The organism is Paenibacillus sp. JJ-223 (assembly GCF_927798175.1).
Lineage (GTDB): Bacteria > Bacillota > Bacilli > Paenibacillales > Paenibacillaceae > Paenibacillus > Paenibacillus hubeiensis.
Genome location: NZ_CAKMMP010000014.1, coordinates 77967 through 97842, shown reverse-complemented (window position 1 = coordinate 97842; position 19876 = coordinate 77967). Strand labels below are relative to the sequence as shown.

Here is a 19876-nt window from a genome sequence, read left to right as displayed (position 1 = left end):
GACTATACCGATGTATAAACGTCTAAGCTCAGTCATGTTCCCGGTATGCGCGATCCTGTTGATCGGTGCCCTGGTGTGGGGCTACCAAGAGAATCAGGAAAAAAACGCGATACTGATCAAAGCGGAAAACCAGTATCAGCGTGCTTTTCACGATCTGTCTTTTCATATGGACAAGCTGCATTCCGAGATCGGCAATACGTTAGCGGTTCATTCGACCTCGCATGGAATGCATCGCAAAGGCTTGATGAACGTATGGAGGCTTACGAGCGAAGCGCAGAATGAGATCAACCAGCTTCCTTTGACCATGCTGCCGTTCAATCAAACCGAAGACTTTCTGTCCCGCATTTCGAATTTTGCCTACAAGACATCCATGAGGGACTTATCGAAAGAGCCGCTGTCGGAGAAAGAAATCGGGAATTTGAAACGATTGTATGAAAATTCATCCGAGATCACAAAAAATTTGCAAGACGTTCAACAAAAAGTCATCTCAAACCGGTTGCGCTGGATGGACGCTGAAACCGCCATGGCCACGGAGGAAAAAGCGATGGACAACACCATCGTGGATGGCTTCCGTACCGTTGACAAAAAAGTTGGTGAGTACCCTGAACTGGATTGGGGACCATCGGTGGCCAGCATCTATTCCAAACGCACGGTAAAAAAACTGAGTGGTCCGCCCATGACCAAAGAACAAATCAAAGAAAAGGCTGCCAAGTTTGCCGACGCGGACGCCAGCAAGGTTCAAGTTCAAGAAAACGGCAAAGGGACGGAATGGGAATCTTACACCGCCACGGTCGAACACGCCAAAGACAAAAGGGTAACTATGGACTTCACCCGTAATGGCGGCCTGCTGATTTCATATAATGACACCCGTCCGGTGGGAACGAAAAAGATTTCACGCCAGGAGGCCGTGGCGAAGGCAGAGCGCTTCCTCACCAATAAAGGATACAAAAATATGAAGGCCGTGAACTATGACGAATTCGGAAACATGGGAAATTTGACATTTGTGCGCCAGGACGGGGACACGTTGATCTATCCTGAGAAGATGGCCGTTCGCGTAGGTCTCGACAACGGTGATGTGACCGGTTTCCAGGCTAGCGATTTCGTGTATGAGCACAATGACAAGCGCCAGATTCCCAAAGCCAGCATGACCGCAAAACAGACGCGCGAAAAGCTGAATCCGGATTTCAAGGTCAATTACGCCCGCAAAGCGTTGATCAAAAACGATGACGGCAAGGAAGTATTGTGCTACGAATACGGCGGCCGGATCAATGGCTCCAAGTACCGCATTTACTTAAATGCCGATAACGGTGTTGAAGAAGCAATCGAACAAATCAAACCTATTAACGCTGCAACGCGTTGAATTGAGCATAAGACAAAATGACAGGCCTTTTCGGGCCTGTTTTTTTGTTGTCCAATGTGAGAAGCATCATGGTATAATACTTTCGTACATACGAAGATTATAAGGCTAAGGTGGCGGTGACAGCTTGTATCCCAAAATCAATGAAGTTCTATATATTCAGATTGCGTCTGCAGACGAGAAAGAAGCCGGCAAGGAATTCAAATCCCGCATCGCCGACGAAGACCAGAACAGTTTTTTGATCGAGGTCCCGATGCAGCAGGGTAGCAGCCGACTGAAAAGGCTCTATTTTGGTGAAGAGTTGTCGATTTATTACATGAATGAAGAAGGCGTGCGGCATTTTTTCAATACTTACGTAACCGGCTTTGAGGAAGACGTCGTCCGATTGGTAAGAATTCGCAAGCCGCAAGCGGACGATATTACCAAAATCCAGCGTCGCAGCTTCTTGCGTGTTCGCGCCAGCCTTGAAATCGCCATCCAGGCAGAGGATTTGAACCGGGCGGTGGCCCTTACTGATGACATTGGCGGGGGCGGTCTATCCATTTTTGGCGAATCCGGGTTCTCCATTTCGGAAGGACAGAAGCTGAATTGCTGGCTGCTCATCCCTTATCGCAATTCCACGATCGAACACGTCCCGTTCGAAGCCGAGGTGGTTCGGATCAAAACGCTGGAAAGCGGGAGGCTGCTGCACATGCTCAAATTCACCCAGATCACGGATTCCGAACGGCAGAAAATCATTAAATTTTGCTTTGAGCGGCAGCTTGAGTATCGAACCAAATAAAGCTTCTGCGTGTTTCGCGCGTTGGAATAAAAAGGAGTTCCGCCGGGCAACGTAAAAGAAAAACGGGGGATTAGCCTTGGAACGAGACCATACATCTCATCGCCGTGTAAGGCTGTATTGCGAACTGTCGGACCGAATGGAAAAAGGGGCTCTTAAACTGATCGGCATACTTGTGGTACTTCTCGTCGCGTATCAATTGCTGATGCAGGTGCCTTGGTTGAATAAGTACCTGAACCCGATCGGCCGTATGGAAGGCACGCCCGTCCGCATGCAGGATCCAGCCGAGGTTCAAGGCCATTGAACTTGCCTGTTTTTGCATCCATGTGCATAGTGTGGTATAATTTTCACGATGCAGGCAATGCCTGTGTTTTTTAAATATCAGACAAGAAACAAGCCCGAGCGCTTATGCTTGCTGATATTGCAAGATAAACTGCCGCTAATCGCGGTCCGGCTTCAGCAAAATGCATTATTTTGGCGTTTTTTGAAGCTTATCGTTTGAGGAGGAATGCCCCGTTGGCAAGCCAGAACACATCAGAGAACGGGAAGATGAACGTTGCGATTGACGGACCTGCTGGTGCCGGTAAAAGCACCGTAGCCCGCTTGGTCGCAGAAACGCTAGCGTATGTTTACGTCGATACCGGCGCAATGTACCGTGCGGTAACTCTGCACATGCTGCGGCATGACATCATGCCGGACAACGTGCCGGAGGTACTTCGGGAAGCCCGCGAGCTGAGCATTGATTTACAACCGGACCCCTCCGGACAGAAAGTGTTCTGTAATGGGGAAGATGTAACGATGGAAATCCGCTCTCGTGAAGTAACGGGAATCGTGTCCCGATATGCGCAAATCGAGGGGCTGCGTGCACAACTCGTGGATACCCAGCGGCAAATGGCTTTGCGCAAGGGCGTCGTGATGGATGGACGCGATATCGGAACAACGGTGCTGCCGGATGCAGAAGTGAAGATTTTCATGACCGCAAGCGTACAGGAGCGAGCTCTTCGGCGCTTCAAGGAGCTGGACCCTTCAGATGGATTGACATTGCAGCAACTGGAACAAGATATTGCCACCCGTGACAAACTGGATGCAGAGCGGGAAATTTCGCCGCTTCGTTGTGCCGAGGACGCCATAGTTCTGGATACAACCGAAATGAGCATCCGTGAAGTGGTTGACAAAATTGTTGCTTATTGCACAATGGCCAGAGGAGAGGTAGGTCTATGATTTACACCTTTGCAAAAACGGTTCTGCGGATCCTGTACGCCATCATGTTTCGGCTGGAAGCAGTCGGACGGGAAAACATTCCCCGCGAAGGCGGCGTATTATTATGCTCCAACCATATCAGCAATTTCGATCCGCCGACCGTAGGGATCATGATCCATCGTCAAGTGCGTTTTATGGCCAAAAGCGAGCTGTTTGACATCCCGGTCTTAGGTAAAGTCATTCGGGCGGTTGGCGCTTTTCCCGTCAAGCGCGGGGGCGTTAGCAAAGAGTCCATCAAAACGTCGCTGAATATTTTGCGCGATGGGGAAGTGTTGGGAATTTTTCCTTCGGGCAGTCGTCACAATGACGGCGGGATCGGAAAAAAGGGAGCGGCAAGTTTTGCTCTCCGGAGTGGCGCAACGGTCATTCCGGCTGCTATTATTGGCAATTATAAATTATTTCGTAAAATGAAAGTTGTGTATGGAGCACCTGTCGATTTGGAAGAATTCAAGGACGACCAAGCCGGCGATGCGCTGGAAAGGGCGACCGAGAAAATCATGTCCAAAATCAACGAGATGGTGCGGACAGGCAAACCGAGCCAATAAAGGTCTGCTTGGAACGACTGAATGCATGATTTCAGGGGGCTGAGGGAAGCTAAGCCTGAACGTTCAGTGCTGAAAGTGTTTTGAACTCTGCCAAGGCAGGTTTGAATATAATGGGGTTTTTGAATTGAGGAGGGTATTTGACATGTCGGAAGAAATCAAGAATCAAGAAGCAACCCAAGATGAGTTGGATCAATTCGTTTCCTTGAAAAAAGGAGATACGGTTAAAGGAACCATCGTCAAATTGGAAGATAACCAAGCTTATGTGAGCATTGGATATAAATATGACGGTATCATTCCAATCCGCGAATTGTCTTCCTTGCATGTGGGCAGCGCATCCGAAGCCGTTGAAGTAGGACAAGAAGTTGAAGCTAAAGTTCTTAGCATCGACGACGAGAAAGAAAAGCTCGTACTGTCCAAACGCGCGATCGACAGCGAAAATGCTTGGGATCAACTGCAGAAGCACTTTGAAGATCAGGATGTATTCGAAATTGTTGTGGCTGACGTCGTTAAAGGCGGACTGGTTGCTGACGTGGGCGTTCGCGGTTTCATCCCGGCTTCCATGGTTGAGCGTCACTTCGTTGAAGATTTCAGCGATTACAAAGGACGCACGCTGCGCGTTAAAGTCAAAGAACTTGACCGCGAAAACAACAAAGTGATCCTGTCCCAAAAGGATGTGCTTGAAGCTGAATTCGAAGCTAACAAAGCACAAGTTATGGCAAGCCTGCAAGAAGGCCAAGTCATCGAAGGTACTGTGCAGCGCCTGACTCAATTTGGTGCATTTGTTGACGTTGGCGGCGTAGACGGTCTGGTTCACGTTTCCGAGCTGGCTTGGACTCATGTGGACAAACCATCCGACGTTCTTTCCGAAGGCGACAAAGTGACCGTAAAAGTGCTGAAGGTTGATCCGGAAAAAGGCAAAATCAGCTTGAGCATCAAAGCGGCGCAACCAGGACCTTGGGAAACTGCCGGCGACAAATTCAACGCTAGCGACATCGTAACTGGTGTGGTTAAACGTTTGGTTGATTTCGGTGCTTTCGTTGAGATTGCTCCAGGTGTTGAAGGACTTGTGCATATTTCGCAAATCTCCCACAAACACATCGGCACACCGCATGAAGTGCTGAAAGAAGGTCAGGAAGTTCAAGTCAAAATTTTGGAAATGAACCCTGCCGAACAACGTGTAAGCCTGAGCATCAAAGAAACGGAAGAAGCTCCTGCTCCAGCGCCAAAAGCAGAAAGACCTGCGAAAAACAGCGCACCGCGTGAAGAAATCAACAACCCGAACGTTTCCTTGAGCAATCAAGGCATGAGCACTACGCTTGGCGAACTGTTCGGCGACAAACTCAGCAAATTCAAATAAGCTTTAATCAATGCATGGTTCTTAGTTTATACTGCATATTTTGCTGAACAATAAAGCAAGATCGGCGAGCCCGCTAGGGTTCGCCGATTGTCGTTATATAAAAAAAACAACGTACTGAAATTCGCATCATGGAAGGCGAGGGGACTTCCGATAACCGTGGATTCCCTTACTGAAAAACCATTAGCCGAGGCATTTTTCCTTCAGATACAATGTGATGAAAAGTTAGCCAAGACATGTGTTTTTTGCTATGATGGGTATCGAAGTATGGACAAGAGGAGTGGAATGTATGGCAAGACCCGTTGTGGCGATTGTCGGTCGGCCGAACGTGGGCAAATCCACGATTTTTAATCGGATCATCGGCGACAGGTTGGCCATTGTGGAAGACAAGCCGGGAATTACCCGTGACCGTATTTACGGCATCGGGGAATGGAACGGCAAACCATTCAGCATTATCGATACAGGTGGTATCGAAATTGATGGCGAGGACGTTATTATTAAGTCCATCCGGATGCAGGCAGAGCTCGCCATTGAAGAAGCGGATGTTATCGTATTCATGTGTGATGCGAAAACCGGCGTGACCCAAGCCGATGAGGAAGTTGCGCAAATGCTGTACCGCTCGGGCAAACCCATCGTTGTAGCCGTCAACAAAGTAGATAATATCGGGCGAAGCGAGCTGATTTATGAATTTTATTCATTCGGTTTCGGCGACCCTATCGGAGTATCCGGCAGCCACGGTACAGGTATTGGCGATTTGCTGGATGCCATCGTGGAGAATTTGCCCGAACTGGAGGACGATCAATACGACGACGACGTCATTCGCGTAGCCTTGATCGGACGTCCGAACGTTGGGAAATCTTCGCTTGTTAATGCCATCCTGGGTGAAGAACGGGTCATTGTCAGTGACGTTGCCGGCACGACACGCGATGCCATCGATACTCCTTTTGAAAAAGATGGGCAGCGCTATGTGTTGATCGATACGGCAGGTATGCGCAAACGCGGCAAAGTGTACGAGACCACGGAAAAATACAGCGTGATGCGCGCCATGCGCGCCATTGAGCGTGCGGATGTCGTTCTTGTGGTCATCAACGGCGAGGAAGGCATCATCGAGCAAGACAAGCATATAGCCGGTTATGCATTCGAAGCTGGTAAGGCTTCCCTCTTCGTTGTCAACAAATGGGATGTCGTGGACAAAACCGATAAAACCATGCATGAATTCGAGAAAAAGATTCGGGATCATTTCCTCTTCATGACGTATGCTCCCGTGGTATTTTTGTCAGCCAAAACAAAACAACGCTTACAAAAATTGCTGCCGGTTGTGCAGCATGTAGCGCAACAGCACGCTATGCGTGTACAAACGCATCTGCTTAACGACGTCGTATCCGATGCAGTTGCCATCAATCCGCCGCCTACGGACAAAGGACGCCGCATGAGAATCAACTATGTGACGCAGGTTGCCGTCAAACCGCCGACCATGGTTATTTTCGTGAACGATCCGGAATTGATGCACTTCTCGTATGAGCGCTACCTCGAAAACAAAATCCGCGGTGCGTTCGACTTTGAAGGCACGCCAATCCGCATATTTACTCGGAGGAAGTCCGACGAAAGTTAGGGGAGAAGTTTGTGATCTTACAAATCGCAGCGATTGTCCTGAGTTATTTGCTAGGTTCAATCAGCTTTAGTGTCCTGCTGGCAAAAGCAATCCGGGGCATTGACATTCGGCAGCACGGAAGCGGCAATGCGGGTGCGACCAATACACTTCGCATCTTGGGCAAAGGCCCGGCCATTCTTGTACTGTTGCTGGACGTGGTCAAAGGGATTGTGGCTGTATGGCTTGGGATATGGCTTGGAAACGGTTCGGAGTGGACGCCTGCATTTGCAGGTATCGCAGCAATTGCTGGGCATAATTGGCCTCTCTATTTCCGTTTTCGTGGCGGGAAAGGCATTGCCACGGCGATCGGTGTATTGGCGACATTGGCCTTTCCACCCGCATTGTGCGCGGGAATCATTGCGATCCTTTCCATCGTATTCACGCGTTACGTTTCGCTCGGCTCGCTCATTTTCGTGGCGTTGACTCCGATTTTCATTCTGGTATTCCCCGGGTACTCCATGACGATGTTCTGGGGCAGCCTGATTATTTGCCTTTTCGCCTTCTGGAGGCATCGTACGAATATTGTCAAGCTGGCGAAGGGACAAGAAAACAAATTGGGATCGAAAAGCGCCGGAGGAGGGAAACGCGTTGTCTAAAAAAGTTGCCGTTCTCGTAGCAGGCAGCTGGGGAACCGCGCTTGCCAGCGTTTTGGCAGCCAACCAGTTGAATGTGGTCATGTGGACGCGCAGCGAGGAACACGCTGCCGAAATTAACGATACGCATGTGAACTCACGCTATTTGCCTGGCGCACAGCTCCCGCCGAACATTCGGGCGACGACGATCATGGCAGAGGCTGTCGAAGGTGCATCCGCGGTGTTGATCGTAGCTCCGTCTTCAGCAATGCGCTCGGTGACCCACCAACTTAAGGCATATTATCGACCCGAAATGTTAATTATCCATGCAACCAAAGGCTTTGAGACCGAGTCGCTGAAACGCATGTCCACGGTCATCGCCGAGGAACTGGAATGCGAGGAAGGAAACATTGTCGTACTGTCAGGGCCAAGCCATGCCGAGGAAGTGGTGAAGCGTTGCCCTACAACGGTCGTTGTTGCCTCCCTGAATCAGAAAGCGGCTGAAGCTGCCCAGGCGTTGTTCATGAACTCGTTTTTCCGCGTGTATACGAATCGGGATATGCTTGGCGTGGAGCTTGCCGGGGCTTTCAAAAACATCATCGCTCTTGGCGCAGGCATGTCCGACGGACTGGAGTTTGGCGATAACGCCAAAGCCGCTCTTCTTACGCGCGGACTCGCCGAAATTACGAGAATCGGCGTTGAAATGGGAGCCAATCCGCTGACCTTCTCCGGCTTGGCGGGTGTTGGCGACCTTGTCGTCACGGCCACGAGCCAACATAGCCGGAATTGGCGAGCTGGCTCGCTGCTGGGTCAGGGCAAAAAGCTGGATGACGTGCTCGCCTCAATGGGCATGGTTGTCGAAGGGATTCGAACCACAAAGGCCGCCTATTTTATTTCCGAAAAGTACGGCGTGCAAATGCCGATTGCCGATCAGCTGTACCATGTTCTGTTCCAAGGACGGGAGCCCCGCGATGCGGTTGAGGCATTGATGGGAAGGGATCCCAAAACGGAGATGGAGAGCATGAAACTCGAAACGTGGGAGCAATGGCATTCCTGATGGATCTGAATAAGACAAGGGGGCCGCGGACTGCGTAGTGGAAGCTTATTCACCCTTTACCTGGTGGACTCATATAATGCACATGAGTATTGCCGGAGGAGGGGAGACGAATGAGCAACATTTCCAAGGATGCACTGAAAGCGATCAATAAAAAAACGGGCAAAACGATTACGGAAGGTGCCGTCAAGAAACTGGCAAGCACGGTTAAACCAACCACGATGCAGAATGAGGCCCAGCTTCGCCAATTGATCAAGCAAGTATCCGCCATGGCCAAGGTTCCGGTATCGGAAGATACGGTGAAGGAGATCGTGAGTGCAGTCAAAAAGAGCGGACTAAACCCAAGCAACATGGAAGCTTTGATGAAGATGATGATGAAAAAACAATAAATCGATTCTGCGTACGCGGATCGTTTTACGAGACAAAACAGGCCGGATCATTCCGGTTTGTTTTTTTGTCTTTTTTTTGGAAAGATGAGCGATGTTTCATGATATAATGTGTGCAATTGTCACTTTCAGTGATGAATGACGGATCGAAGGGGAGACGCTGAACATGAGCGCAATGGACAAGATGTGGCTGTCATTGGTGGCCATTCTAATTATGGGCTTGTCGGTTTTCCTGATTACTTTTGCAAGGGCCAGAACCAAAGGCATTGTACGGGGCATACTGTCGTTAATCGCGTTTCTGGTCATGCTGATTGGGTTTATCGGTGGAATGGCTGCCTTGATTTGACGGCCATGCCTGACATGCCCGGCATTGCATCCGCATACGCACATCATGGGAGTTGGCACAATGAATACGGATGAAGAAGGGAAGGCTGACGGATGGGAGCACATGAAACGGAGGGTCTAACGACTCGATATCCTGATCTGCACGCCGCTTTGCTGGAAACGGCCGCGGCTTGGATCAACCAACCGTACACCTGGTTGTTAGGAGGCAGCTGCGGGCTGCTGTTGCAAGAAGTAGAGCTGAATCAGGCTCCAAGGGATATTGATATTTATGCGGATATTGCCGCAGCAAAACAACTTCATGGCGTGGCGCCTGGACGGAAATTGGACGAACCTGCTGTGGATACAACGGGACCCTACGCTTCCCTGTTAAGCCATTATCAAGTCGGAGCGTGCGCAATGGAGCTGGTCGGCGGATTTGAGATGTGGTCACGCAACAATTGGTATCGAACCGAAATCGAACGTGTACTTGCATTCCATGCGCCGTCCGTTCGGTTGGGCTCGCATCATGTTCATTTGATGCCCCTCGCGCACGAATTGCTGTTCAACCTGCTTCGAGGCCGGGCCGATCGGTATGAACCGATAGCCCAAGCGATTCGAAAACAACCGCAAAAGCACCAGCCGCTGCTGGATGAGCTCGGCAAGCAAAATGTGTGGACAAACCTTTTTCGGGAGCAGGTGCAGGAGCTTATTGGTTTTGCATGGAGCATTTAGGGGGGAGACATATGGATCAGACGGTTACTTTTCTGCCTCAAAACAAAAGCATTCGGGTCAGATCCGGCACGAACCTGCTAAGTGCGGCGCGACGTGCAGGCATAAAAATAACGACTCGTTGTGACGGCAAAGCCGCATGCTTGATGTGCAAAGTGAGGGTAGATGCAGAACAGCTCAAGGGGCTTGAGCCTCCGGCTGATGCAGAGAAGCGAAAATTGGGAATGCTGCTGGAACAGGGAACGCGTTTGGCATGTCAGGCAAAAGTGCGACATGATGTAGAAGTACATGTACCTGAAGATCCGCTGAAGGCAGCGATCCGCAAACAATTGGAACGGCAAAGGCGAGAAGACGATTGGTTGTAAACGTCTCACTTATTGAAGAGGGGCATACACGAAGCCATGCATCAGATTCGAGGAGGGTGCACATGATCATCGATTGGATTAAACATGCAAAGAGTCATGGGAGGTCAGGTCTGGGGCGCCAGACCTTTGCAATGCTTTTATTCATACTGAGCGGTTTTGCCTTGAGCGGATGCATGTACCCTTCCCAGGCTGTTACCGAGCCCAAAACGGCTTACCGTGAAAGCGTAAACCGCATTCAGGATGCCGTGGAGGCTTTTCAGCAGGACCAGGGGGTTCTCCCGATGTTGAATGCGGACATGAGCACCCCGAAATATGAAAAATTCAGAGTGGATTTATCCAAATTAAAGCAGCAAGGGTATCTGGAAGATATCCCGGTGACCGCGTTTGAGAATGGCGGCAGCGCTTACTTTTTGATTCAAAACGAAGAAACGGAGCCTGCAGTCAAGGTCATGGATCTGCAAACCGTGCAGAAGGTGAATGACGTGCAGCGGATGGTGGACCGATACAAGGCACAGCATAACAATGAGCTGCCGAGAGGAGAAGAACTGTACGACGGACTGTTTGCGGTGGATATGCAAAAGGCTGGGCGCCCTGAGACAACGGAAGTGAAGTTGAACAGCGTGTACTCCGGTCAGGAGCTGCCGTTCATCATGGATGAAGCGGGAAATGTATACGTGGACTATGCCTTTGACATTATGCAGGCCGTGGAGAAAGAGGGCAAAGCTCCGGCGGAGACCGAAGACGCCCGGGAGGTCCTGTTGGAGCATTCCTATTTTGTTCCGGTCAAATCGGTAGCCTATGTATGGGAGAATAATACGCCTGTTGCCAGACTAATAGAATAATTCAATTCTGATAGAGATATTCCTGTGTTAGGGGTATCTCTTTTTAATTTCGCATAAAAGCACGACCAGTCTCATAAAGTAGATTGAAATTAAGGCGTCATACTCCGAAAAGAGGCCTTAATCCCGCGAAAAGGGGTTGGACAAAAAATGAAAAAACGCGTCATATTGCTGCATACGGATACATAAGATGATACTAGTCCAATTGCATGTACGAGTTAACGCCGCTTTCACCGGTTTCATCAGAATGCAATGTTCGGCGGCGGACGACTTCCGGGCACTCACAAAGGCGGCTCTACCGTTGCAGGGATTTCAGTCTTCTGATTGAAAAAACGAAGCGGATGCTCTTTAGCATTTTTCCTTCGGAGTATTTTAGGGAGGGGATTTCATTGGAGAAAGTGGACATTTTTAAGGACATTGCCGAGCGGACCGGAGGGGACATCTATCTCGGGGTTGTTGGCGCGGTCCGGACGGGGAAATCAACATTTATCAAACGTTTCATGGAAACGATCGTACTGCCCAACATCACGAATGAAGCGGATCGCGCACGGGCAGTGGATGAATTGCCTCAAAGCGCTGCGGGTAAAACGATCATGACGACCGAACCTAAATTCGTGCCGAATAACGCGGTTCAGATTAAGGTGACGGAAGGGCTGGAAGTCAATGTTCGGCTCGTCGACTGCGTAGGATATGCTGTGGAAGGGGCCAAAGGTTACGAAGACGAAAACGGGCCAAGAATGATCTCCACGCCTTGGTTCGAAGAGCCCATTCCGTTCCAGGAAGCGGCCGAAATCGGCACGCGCAAGGTGATCCAGGAACATTCGACGCTTGGCGTCGTCGTTACTACGGACGGCACGATTGCGGAAATTCCCCGCAGTTCCTATGTCGAGTCCGAAGAAAGGGTCATTGCCGAACTGAAAGAAGTGGGCAAACCGTTCGTCCTGGTCATCAACTCGACGCGTCCTCGCAGCGACGAAACGCTGCAGCTGCGTTCCGAGCTCGCGGCCAAGTACGACATTCCGGTCATGACCCTCAGCGCGGCGACGATGACGGAGGATGATGTCACGGGAGTTCTTCGTGAAGTGTTGTACGAATTCCCGGTGCATGAAGTCAACGTGAACCTTCCCAGCTGGGTCATGGTGCTGAATGAGAACCACTGGCTGCGCAGCAACTATGAAAACTCGGTGCGCGACACCGTCAAAGATATCCGCAGATTGCGGGACGTGGACCGCGTCGTGTCGCAATTCATGGAGTATGAATTCATTGACCGTGCGGGCCTCAGCGGCATGAACATGGGGCAGGGCGTGGCGGAAATCGACTTGTACGCTCCGGATGAGCTGTACGATCAAATCCTATACGAAGTCGTCGGGATCGAAATCCGGGGCAAAGACCATTTATTGCAGCTGATGCAGGAGTTCACCCATGCCAAGCGAGAATACGATCGCTTCGCCGAAGCGCTCGAAATGGTCAAAACGACCGGATACGGCATTGCGGCGCCATCTCTCGCCGAGATGGCACTGGATGAACCGGAACTGATCCGCCAAGGCACGAAGTTCGGCGTTCGCTTGAAGGCGACCGCTCCGTCGATTCATATGATCCGCGTCGACGTGGAGTCCGAATTCGCGCCGATTATCGGTACAGAGAAGCAGAGCGAGGAACTCGTCAGATATTTGATGCAGGACTTCGAGAACGATCCGATCAAGGTATGGGATTCAGACATGTTTGGCCGTTCCCTGCATTCGATCGTGCGGGAGGGGATCCAGGGCAAAATTGCCATGATGCCGGACAATGCCCGCTACAAGCTCCAGGAAACGCTCGGCCGTATCATCAACGAAGGCTCGGGTGGACTGATTGCCATCATACTGTAAGTCGAAAAGATCGCGAGGATGATCCTTGCGATCTTTTTTGTCGTTCGTTTCATGATTTTGGTTGTACTGGATATGAAAGAGTGTGAAAAGAAAAAATGTAGTGGTTTCTAGCTTTAAATTACTAAAACCTATTTACATGCTTGGAATTAGTCGTTATATTAATACTCAACTATTGTGATCCAGGTCACACAGCGAGTGAGAACAGGGGGATATAGACATGAAAACGAAAACGGTAAAATGGGCATGGTTCGGGCTTGTATTGGTGCTTGCACTGGCTCTATCCGCATGCGGAATCAAAAAAGAACCGGCTTCGACCACAGCGTCTGGGACTGAAGGGGACAAGCCTCAAACCGAAGCGGTTACGGGGCCGTTAAGCGGGAAACGCATCGCACTGATCATGGAGTTTAATACGGGAACCTTTTCGCAGCAATACGTACAGGGCGTGAAGGAAGAAATCGAGAAATTCGGCGGCGAGCTGACCACGTTCGTGGCGGATAACGACAAAGCGAAAATGGTCTCGCTGCTGGACAGCGCCATCAATCAGAAATTCGATGCCATCCTGACAGACCATGGCGATGCGTTGTTGGAACCCGGCGTCAAAAAGGCAGTGGAACAAAACATTCCGATCGTCGTTTTTGATGCAGACATCAACGTCCCTGGTGCCACGGTAATGTCCCAGGATGACCAAAAAATGGCCGAGCTGACGCTGGAACAGATGAAGAAGGATATCAACGGCCAGGGGAACATCGTTAAAGTTTGGGTGGCGGGATTTGCGCCAATGGAGCGGCGCCAGCTGGCATACGGAACATTCATGGAAGCGAATCCGGATATCAAGGAAATCGCAACGTTTGGTTCCGCGCAAAACCCGGCGCTGGATACGCAGGCCAAAATGGAAGCCATTCTGAAACAATATCCTAAAGGCGAGATCACGGCGGTATGGGCCGCTTGGGATGAGTTTGCCAAAGGAGCGGCACGTGCGATCCAGCAAGCAGGCCGCGACGAAATTAAAGTATACGGCATCGATATGAGCGACGAGGATTTGCAAATGATTCAGGATCCGAAAAATCCTTGGGTGGCCTCCGCGGCCGTAGACCCGACAGACATCGGGCGCGTCCAGGTCCGTTACGCCTACCAGAAGCTGAACGGGGACGAGACCGAGGACAAGGTCGTGCTGAATCCCGTGTATGTGCAGCGTGATGCGCTGCCTGATCAGCAAATCTCTACTTCGGAGCTGTCCGAATACGTGGAGGGCTGGGGCGGAAGCACGCAGGGCATCAAGGACTGGATGAAGGAATATGGCATCACTGCGAAATAAAGCAGCGTAACAGGAGCGCGCCGCAAGGCGCGTTTTTTTCAATCATATATGACAAGTTCAATAGATGAAAAATTCACAATAAAGAAAGACTCCTTATGGGAGCCATAGGCGATAGGAGGTTAAGCATCATGACAGATGCGCCAATTTTGCTTCAAATGGAACAGGTCAGCAAGCAATTTGCGGGCGTGCCTGCGCTGAAGGACGTTGATTTTTCCGTCCGGGGCGGGGAAATCCATGCATTGCTTGGCGCCAACGGAGCCGGAAAAAGCACGCTGATGAAAATGTTGTCCGGCGCGTACCAGATGGATCGCGGTTCGATCACGCTGAATGGGCAACGTCTTCGGCTGACTTCGCCAGGCGATGCCAAGGCAAACGGAATCCACTGCGTGTATCAAGAGGTCGATGCCGCGCTGGTGCCTCAGTTGACTGCCGCGGAGAATATTATGCTGGATCAGTTGGCATCCTCTTCGCGGGGGTGGTGGAGCAGTCCGCGAAAGCAGCAGCAGCGGGCCGGGGAAGTTTTGAAACAGCTTGGGGCAAGCATCGATTTGCACAAAAAAGTAGCCGAGCTCACGCTTGCGGAAAAACAGATGATTTTGCTGGCGAGAATTTTGGTTCAGGACGCCAAAGTCATTATTTTTGACGAACCGACAGCCCCGCTCAGCCAAGAAGAGACGGATGCGTTTTTCCGGATCGTGCATCATTTGAAGGATCGCGGTGTCGCCTGCATTTTCATTACGCACCGATTGGTCGAGGTTACCGCTCACTGTGACCGTGTAACGGTCATGCGGGACGGGCAGCATGTGTTCACAGGCAATGCGCAGGAGGTGACGATTCACGACCTGGTGGGGCAAATGCTGGGCAAAACCTTTGACGAGGAATTTCCCAAAACGGAAGTGCCGCTGGGAGAAGTGCTGTTGGAGGCCAGAGGATTGCGTCGAGGCCTCAAAGTTAAAGGGGTGGACCTTTCGGTCCGAAGGGGTGAAGTGCTTGCTGTCGTCGGCCTGGTCGGAGCCGGTAAAACGGAGTGTTCGAGGCTGCTTATCGGAGCGGACAAGCTCGAGGCAGGCGAAATCTTTTTGGATGGGCGAAAGCTGCGATTATCACAGCCTGCTGACGCAGCGGCGTCAGGGATCGTTTCCGTTCCCGAGGAACGCCGCAAGCAGGGCATCCTGATCCATGAAAATGTGGAACGGAATTTGAGCTTGCCCTTGCTTGGTCGTCTTAGCACATTGGGTTTTGTAAGCCGGAAGCAGGAACGGGCAAATGCGGAATCCCTGGTGGCTCAGCTTGGCATCAAAACGGCTTCGGTGCGCCAGGAGGTCAAATATTTAAGCGGCGGCAATCAGCAGAAGGTAGCGATCGGCAAATGGCTGAATACGGATGCGGAAGTGTTCGTCTTCGACGAGCCGACCAAAGGCGTGGACATCGGCGCCAAAAGCGATATTTTCAAGTTGATCAACGAACTGGCGCAAGCCGGCAAAGCCATCATTTATTTTACCTGCGAGTTGGACGAAGGGCTGGGCATCGGAGATACCATCGCCGTCATGTGCGAAGGAACGATCGTGAAGCATTTCAAGCGGGGAGAAGCCAATCAAGAACAACTGCTATATTACGCAAGCGGTGGACAAGAGGTGCGACATGAAGGATAAAACTATGGATTTCGCGTTCCGATACGGAGCGATTATCGTTATTATTGCGGTTATAGCCTTTTTTGGCATACGCCTGCCTTATTTTTTTACGTACAGCAATATGACGGATATTTTAGGTTCCATCTCAATCGTAACCTTTGTTGCGATCGGCGTAACCTTATCTCTCATTGTGGACGGTTTTGATCTGTCCGTAGGCGCTACAGTTTCATTGACGACGGTAGTCACGGCCTCGCTCATGATTTGGTATCAACAGCCGCTCGCGGTCGTTATCATTGTCCCGCTGGTGCTTGGGGCGATAATCGGACTGCTGAATGCACTATTGATTGTAAAACTGCGCATCCCGGACTTGCTCGCCACGCTGGCCATGATGTATATCATCGGCGGCATTCACAAGACGTATGCTCAGGGGTATACCATTTATAATCATATGCAGTTCCCCGACGGCAGCAAGGCTGCAGGCGAGATGGATCCGACTTTCCTGCAGCTTGGGCAGGGCAAATGGCTCGGCATGCCGATATCGGTCATTCTGCTGATCATCGCGGTGGTTGGCGTGCACATTTTCCTGACGTATACCAAGTATGGACGGCAGATGTATGTGACGGGCGGCAATGAAGAAGCGGCCAGACTTTCGGGCATCAAAGTGAAAAAGGTGAGGACGCTTGCTTATGTGGCAGCCGGCGTGTTTGCCGCGATTGGCGGTATTCTGTACGCTTCCAAGGTAGGGTCGGGCCAGATCGATGCCGGTTCGCCGCTGCTGATGGAATCCGTAGCTGCCGTATTTGTCGGTTTTTCGGTATTCGGAGCCGGCAAACCCAATGTCATTGGTACATTTATCGGTTCGGTGCTGATTGGCGTGCTGGTCAACGGTTTGACCATGATGAACGTGCAGTATTTTGCTCACGATATCGTCAAAGGCGGCGTACTCGTGCTGGCTTTGGCTGTTACATTTTACGTACTGAACCGCAACCGCACTTGAAATTGTGGGCTGTCTGTATTAGTATAAAATTTGTTCGGCGCCTGAAATGATTGATTTCAGGCGATCTCATTGCCGGAAATGACTGTCTACCGGAAGCGCAGATTTTCGTTTGTGAAGCAGAGATGGGATTGACATTTTTTGCGGATGAACGTATATTTCGCTATAAAACGGAAACACAGTATAACATTCAGGATATTGATCCAGGAGGTGAAAATAATGAATAAATCGGACCTGATTAACCACGTGGCCGAAGCGACTGAATTGTCCAAAAAGGATGTAACGAAAGCGGTTGATGCCGTATTCGAAGCGATCTCCGAGGCTTTGCAGAACGGAGACAAGGTGCAATTGGTGGGCTTCGGGAACTTCGAAGTGCGCGAGCGTTCTGCACGTAAAGGACGCAACCCGCAAACGGGGGAAGAAATCGAAATTCCTGCGAGCAAAATTCCTGCGTTCAAACCAGGCAAAGCGCTCAAAGACGGAATTAAATAAGATTTCTACATATTCCATATGCCAGCAAAAAGACCGTGACTTGTTCACGGCCTTTTCTTTTGCCTTTGAATCCGTCCGCGCAGAGCCTTCAGCGGCCTGAATCGGGGAGCTTGCTTTTGTCTTCGGCTTGCGGAGCATAAGCTACCAGAACCAGCGGTTCGCCAGTAACTTCGGTGAATTGCCGCTCCAGCTCCCGAAGCTTGTGAACATGTTCTTCCGAAAGCGGTGCAGGGTCATATTTCATGTCGTTTGCTCCTTTCCCTTTGAGGCTGATCGTAGTATGCCCTTGGGGGGAGAATTGCATCGCTCCAAAACGACGAGATTCCAGAAAGGCAAGCAACGGGTTGACAAATGAATCGTTGTTGCCCATCATTAACGCTATTGAACCAGGAGAGAGGGGACGTTACGCCATGGACCATCCAACCGGTAGTGATTATATCGTTATCAAGGCAGAGGAGAACGGCGTGCAGGTCATCGGGTTGACCCGTGGACAGGACACGCGTTTCCACCACACCGAGAAGTTGGACAAGGGTGAGGTCATGATTGCCCAGTTCACGAACCATACCTCGGCGATTAAAATCCGCGGCAAAGCCACGTTGATCACCAAGCATGGCGAGCTTCAGTCCGAGTAATGACAGAAGCGTATTAAGATCCTGATTTTCCAAAGGATCGACACAGGTATGCATCATGTTTTCCTTGTATGCTCAGCGACCTGAACGATGGAGTTCTGACCTTTCAAAAATGATGAAAATTGCAGGCATAGCCTGCTTTTTTTCGTTGTACAATGAGGTATGAGCCTTTACTGGACAGACTACACTATCATGTAGGGACGAGGAGGCATATATGAAACCGCGGTTGATCGTAACTGCTTCGGTTCTGGCAACCTTTGCGGCCGTCTTTTTGCTTGTGGCTTTGCAGTCCATGCAGCATCGCACGCTGGGAGGAGAGCATGCCCGGCCCGTGACCGCGGCCCAGCAGCCGCGCGAGCTTACGCAGGACAACTTGGTGGACGCCTTGGCATCGATGCAGCTGGCTGCGCCGATCGCCAAAGTAGAATGGGATAAATCGATATTGAAATTGGACCTGAAGGTCACAGGCACCGATATTGGATATCAAAAAATTTATGGCAGCATGGCAGACGTTGCCGAACTGTCTTTCGGTGGTTTCTCCAACGTGGAGCAGGTGCTGCTCCGCGTTCTGGCCGAGGACGAATGGACCCGTCAACGGCATCTGCTGCTGGCTGCGGATATTCGGCGCAATCAATGGCCCGAAAGTGCCATCGGCGAACTGCGCGGCTGGTCAAGCCCCAAGCTGTCGGATAATTTGAAGGAATGGTTCCATATCATGGAAACGGCATTGTGGAAGAAGCAATTCGAAAGGGCAAATCAAGGGTAAATGAATGTCAGGATTCAGTGCGTGCCGAAGAAACATATGCTATAATATATAAGATTGTAGTGCAGAATGGGTTTTACAATGAAAGGCTCGGAGGCTGAAAATGAATTCATACCGCGTACCTGAACTAGCAAAAAAATATACCGAATACGACATGATTCGACGGCACACGGAAATACCGCCATTCCCGGATAGCCGTGCGCGCCTGCTTCAGGTTTTTGTGGGAAGGACGGATGAAAGGGGACATGACGAGCTGTACGCTCTCGCCACGTCGCTGGTTCAATTGGCCATGGATACGCATGACCTGATCGATACGGATGCCGGGGAACGCAAAGAGCAGGAAATGCGCTCCAGGCAGCTGAATGTGCTTGCCGGCGATTATTTAAGCAGCCGCTTCTATCAACTCCTTGCCCATGCGGGGCGCATCGAGATGATCGGCAAGCTCAGCGGGGCGGTTTCCGAAGTCAATGTTCGCAAGATGAGTTTGTATGCACGGATGCAAAAATTTTTCGTTTCTGCTGATGAATACATGCGTGAAACGGTGCAGCTGAAAATGCAGCTGTTTCTTTCATTTGGGCATATGATCAAATCCGGGGATCGCAAGATCTGGGAATGCCTGCTTGAGGAGTTTAGCCGCTGTGAAACGATCGTGACGGAGCTGCATCGTTTGAACGACGGCCATTTTGTTCACAGTTATGCCTTCTGGCATGTATATGAGCAAGGGTCCAACGAAGAACGGCATGCACTGCGCCAATCCGACCCGGCACCGGACGTTCGGAGCAACATGCTGAAAAAACATCGGGTCGAGGACATTTTGCTGGACAAGCTTCGCAGTGCCGTGAACCGCGTGCAACTGCTGCTGCAGGACGACGCAAAAGAGCATGGGCTTGAGGAAGTGCATTTGATTCTTGAGCCTTACCTGGCCTATTTGCAGCCTTCGCGCGCGGCAGCGGGGGAGAATTGAGGGGGA

The 19876-nt window shown here is 50.8% G+C and carries 23 protein-coding genes; 22 read left to right on the top strand and 1 reads right to left on the bottom strand.

All coding sequences use genetic code 11. The features are described 5' to 3' along the window. Positions 1 to 10: 10 nt before the first annotated feature. The 19 genes from ypeB (at position 11) to L6H98_RS22725 (ending at position 17514) form a co-directional block, all read left to right on the top strand. Positions 11 to 1360 carry a germination protein YpeB gene (gene ypeB / locus L6H98_RS22815; RefSeq protein ID WP_236419840.1) on the top strand — a complete coding sequence of 450 codons (1350 nt, stop codon included), beginning with the start codon at positions 11 to 13 and terminating at the stop codon, positions 1358 to 1360. 124 nt (positions 1361 to 1484) lie between these two features. Next, positions 1485 to 2138, top strand: coding sequence for a flagellar brake domain-containing protein (locus L6H98_RS22810; RefSeq protein ID WP_236419838.1), 654 nt, complete (start codon positions 1485 to 1487; stop codon positions 2136 to 2138). A gap of 76 nt (positions 2139 to 2214) precedes the next feature. Continuing rightward, on the top strand, positions 2215 to 2439 hold the full coding sequence (locus L6H98_RS22805; RefSeq protein ID WP_236419837.1) for a hypothetical protein: 225 nt from the start codon (positions 2215 to 2217) through the stop codon (positions 2437 to 2439). Positions 2440 to 2651: 212 nt separating this feature from the next. After that, on the top strand, positions 2652 to 3356 hold the full coding sequence (cmk, locus tag L6H98_RS22800) for a (d)CMP kinase (protein ID WP_236419835.1): 705 nt from the start codon (positions 2652 to 2654) through the stop codon (positions 3354 to 3356). Continuing rightward, positions 3353 to 3940 (top strand): lysophospholipid acyltransferase family protein, encoded by a 588-nt coding sequence (locus L6H98_RS22795; RefSeq protein WP_236419833.1) that lies wholly within the window; start codon positions 3353 to 3355, stop codon positions 3938 to 3940. Before cmk ends, L6H98_RS22795 begins: the two co-directional genes overlap by 4 nt. Before the next feature lie 142 nt (positions 3941 to 4082). Continuing rightward, positions 4083 to 5297 (top strand): 30S ribosomal protein S1, encoded by a 1215-nt coding sequence (gene rpsA / locus L6H98_RS22790; RefSeq protein WP_236419831.1) that lies wholly within the window; start codon positions 4083 to 4085, stop codon positions 5295 to 5297. A 286-nt stretch (positions 5298 to 5583) separates the two neighbouring features. Then, complete coding sequence (gene der / locus L6H98_RS22785) at positions 5584 to 6906, top strand: ribosome biogenesis GTPase Der (RefSeq protein ID WP_236419829.1); 1323 nt, start codon at positions 5584 to 5586, stop codon at positions 6904 to 6906. A gap of 11 nt (positions 6907 to 6917) precedes the next feature. Further along, on the top strand, positions 6918 to 7541 hold the full coding sequence (gene plsY, locus L6H98_RS22780) for a glycerol-3-phosphate 1-O-acyltransferase PlsY (RefSeq protein ID WP_236419827.1): 624 nt from the start codon (positions 6918 to 6920) through the stop codon (positions 7539 to 7541). Then, positions 7534 to 8574 (top strand): NAD(P)H-dependent glycerol-3-phosphate dehydrogenase, encoded by a 1041-nt coding sequence (locus L6H98_RS22775; protein ID WP_236419826.1) that lies wholly within the window; start codon positions 7534 to 7536, stop codon positions 8572 to 8574. Before plsY ends, L6H98_RS22775 begins: the two co-directional genes overlap by 8 nt. 110 nt (positions 8575 to 8684) lie before the next feature. After that, a complete protein-coding gene (locus tag L6H98_RS22770; protein WP_236419824.1) occupies positions 8685 to 8960 on the top strand; it encodes a stage VI sporulation protein F in 276 nt (91 codons plus the stop codon). A gap of 163 nt (positions 8961 to 9123) precedes the next feature. Next, complete coding sequence (locus L6H98_RS22765; RefSeq protein ID WP_236419822.1) at positions 9124 to 9303, top strand: DUF2768 family protein; 180 nt, start codon at positions 9124 to 9126, stop codon at positions 9301 to 9303. A gap of 92 nt (positions 9304 to 9395) precedes the next feature. Next, entirely contained in the window at positions 9396 to 10013 is a 618-nt protein-coding gene (locus L6H98_RS22760; RefSeq protein ID WP_236419820.1) for a hypothetical protein, read from the top strand. An 11-nt stretch (positions 10014 to 10024) separates the two neighbouring features. After that, the gene (locus L6H98_RS22755; RefSeq protein ID WP_236419818.1) at positions 10025 to 10375 is read left to right on the top strand and encodes a 2Fe-2S iron-sulfur cluster-binding protein; all 351 of its coding nucleotides are present in this window, start codon (positions 10025 to 10027) and stop codon (positions 10373 to 10375) included. 62 nt (positions 10376 to 10437) lie between these two features. After that, positions 10438 to 11217 carry a hypothetical protein gene (locus tag L6H98_RS22750; RefSeq protein WP_236419816.1) on the top strand — a complete coding sequence of 260 codons (780 nt, stop codon included), beginning with the start codon at positions 10438 to 10440 and terminating at the stop codon, positions 11215 to 11217. A 386-nt stretch (positions 11218 to 11603) separates the two neighbouring features. Continuing rightward, the gene (gene spoIVA, locus L6H98_RS22745; RefSeq protein WP_236419814.1) at positions 11604 to 13082 is read left to right on the top strand and encodes a stage IV sporulation protein A; all 1479 of its coding nucleotides are present in this window, start codon (positions 11604 to 11606) and stop codon (positions 13080 to 13082) included. A gap of 217 nt (positions 13083 to 13299) precedes the next feature. Then, on the top strand, positions 13300 to 14397 hold the full coding sequence (locus tag L6H98_RS22740) for a sugar ABC transporter substrate-binding protein (protein WP_236419812.1): 1098 nt from the start codon (positions 13300 to 13302) through the stop codon (positions 14395 to 14397). Between the two features lie 128 nt (positions 14398 to 14525). Next, entirely contained in the window at positions 14526 to 16049 is a 1524-nt protein-coding gene (locus tag L6H98_RS22735) for a sugar ABC transporter ATP-binding protein (protein WP_236419810.1), read from the top strand. Next, positions 16039 to 17025 carry an ABC transporter permease gene (locus L6H98_RS22730; RefSeq protein ID WP_236419808.1) on the top strand — a complete coding sequence of 329 codons (987 nt, stop codon included), beginning with the start codon at positions 16039 to 16041 and terminating at the stop codon, positions 17023 to 17025. Before L6H98_RS22735 ends, L6H98_RS22730 begins: the two co-directional genes overlap by 11 nt. Before the next feature lie 216 nt (positions 17026 to 17241). After that, complete coding sequence (locus tag L6H98_RS22725; RefSeq protein WP_236419806.1) at positions 17242 to 17514, top strand: HU family DNA-binding protein; 273 nt, start codon at positions 17242 to 17244, stop codon at positions 17512 to 17514. A gap of 88 nt (positions 17515 to 17602) precedes the next feature. On the opposite strand, the gene L6H98_RS22720 is transcribed toward L6H98_RS22725, so the two are convergent. Next, positions 17603 to 17758, bottom strand: a complete 156-nt coding sequence (locus tag L6H98_RS22720) for a hypothetical protein (RefSeq protein ID WP_236419804.1) — start codon at positions 17756 to 17758, stop codon at positions 17603 to 17605. Positions 17759 to 17924: 166 nt separating this feature from the next. Here L6H98_RS22720 and mtrB point away from each other — a divergent pair, with 166 nt between their 5' ends. The 3 genes from mtrB to L6H98_RS22705 all read left to right on the top strand — a co-directional run bounded on the left by mtrB (position 17925) and on the right by L6H98_RS22705 (position 19870). Next, complete coding sequence (gene mtrB, locus L6H98_RS22715) at positions 17925 to 18146, top strand: trp RNA-binding attenuation protein MtrB (protein WP_236419801.1); 222 nt, start codon at positions 17925 to 17927, stop codon at positions 18144 to 18146. A 211-nt stretch (positions 18147 to 18357) separates the two neighbouring features. Further along, positions 18358 to 18909, top strand: coding sequence for a hypothetical protein (locus L6H98_RS22710; RefSeq protein WP_236419799.1), 552 nt, complete (start codon positions 18358 to 18360; stop codon positions 18907 to 18909). A gap of 100 nt (positions 18910 to 19009) precedes the next feature. After that, positions 19010 to 19870, top strand: a complete 861-nt coding sequence (locus L6H98_RS22705) for a heptaprenyl diphosphate synthase component 1 (protein ID WP_236419797.1) — start codon at positions 19010 to 19012, stop codon at positions 19868 to 19870. Positions 19871 to 19876: the final 6 nt, after the last annotated feature.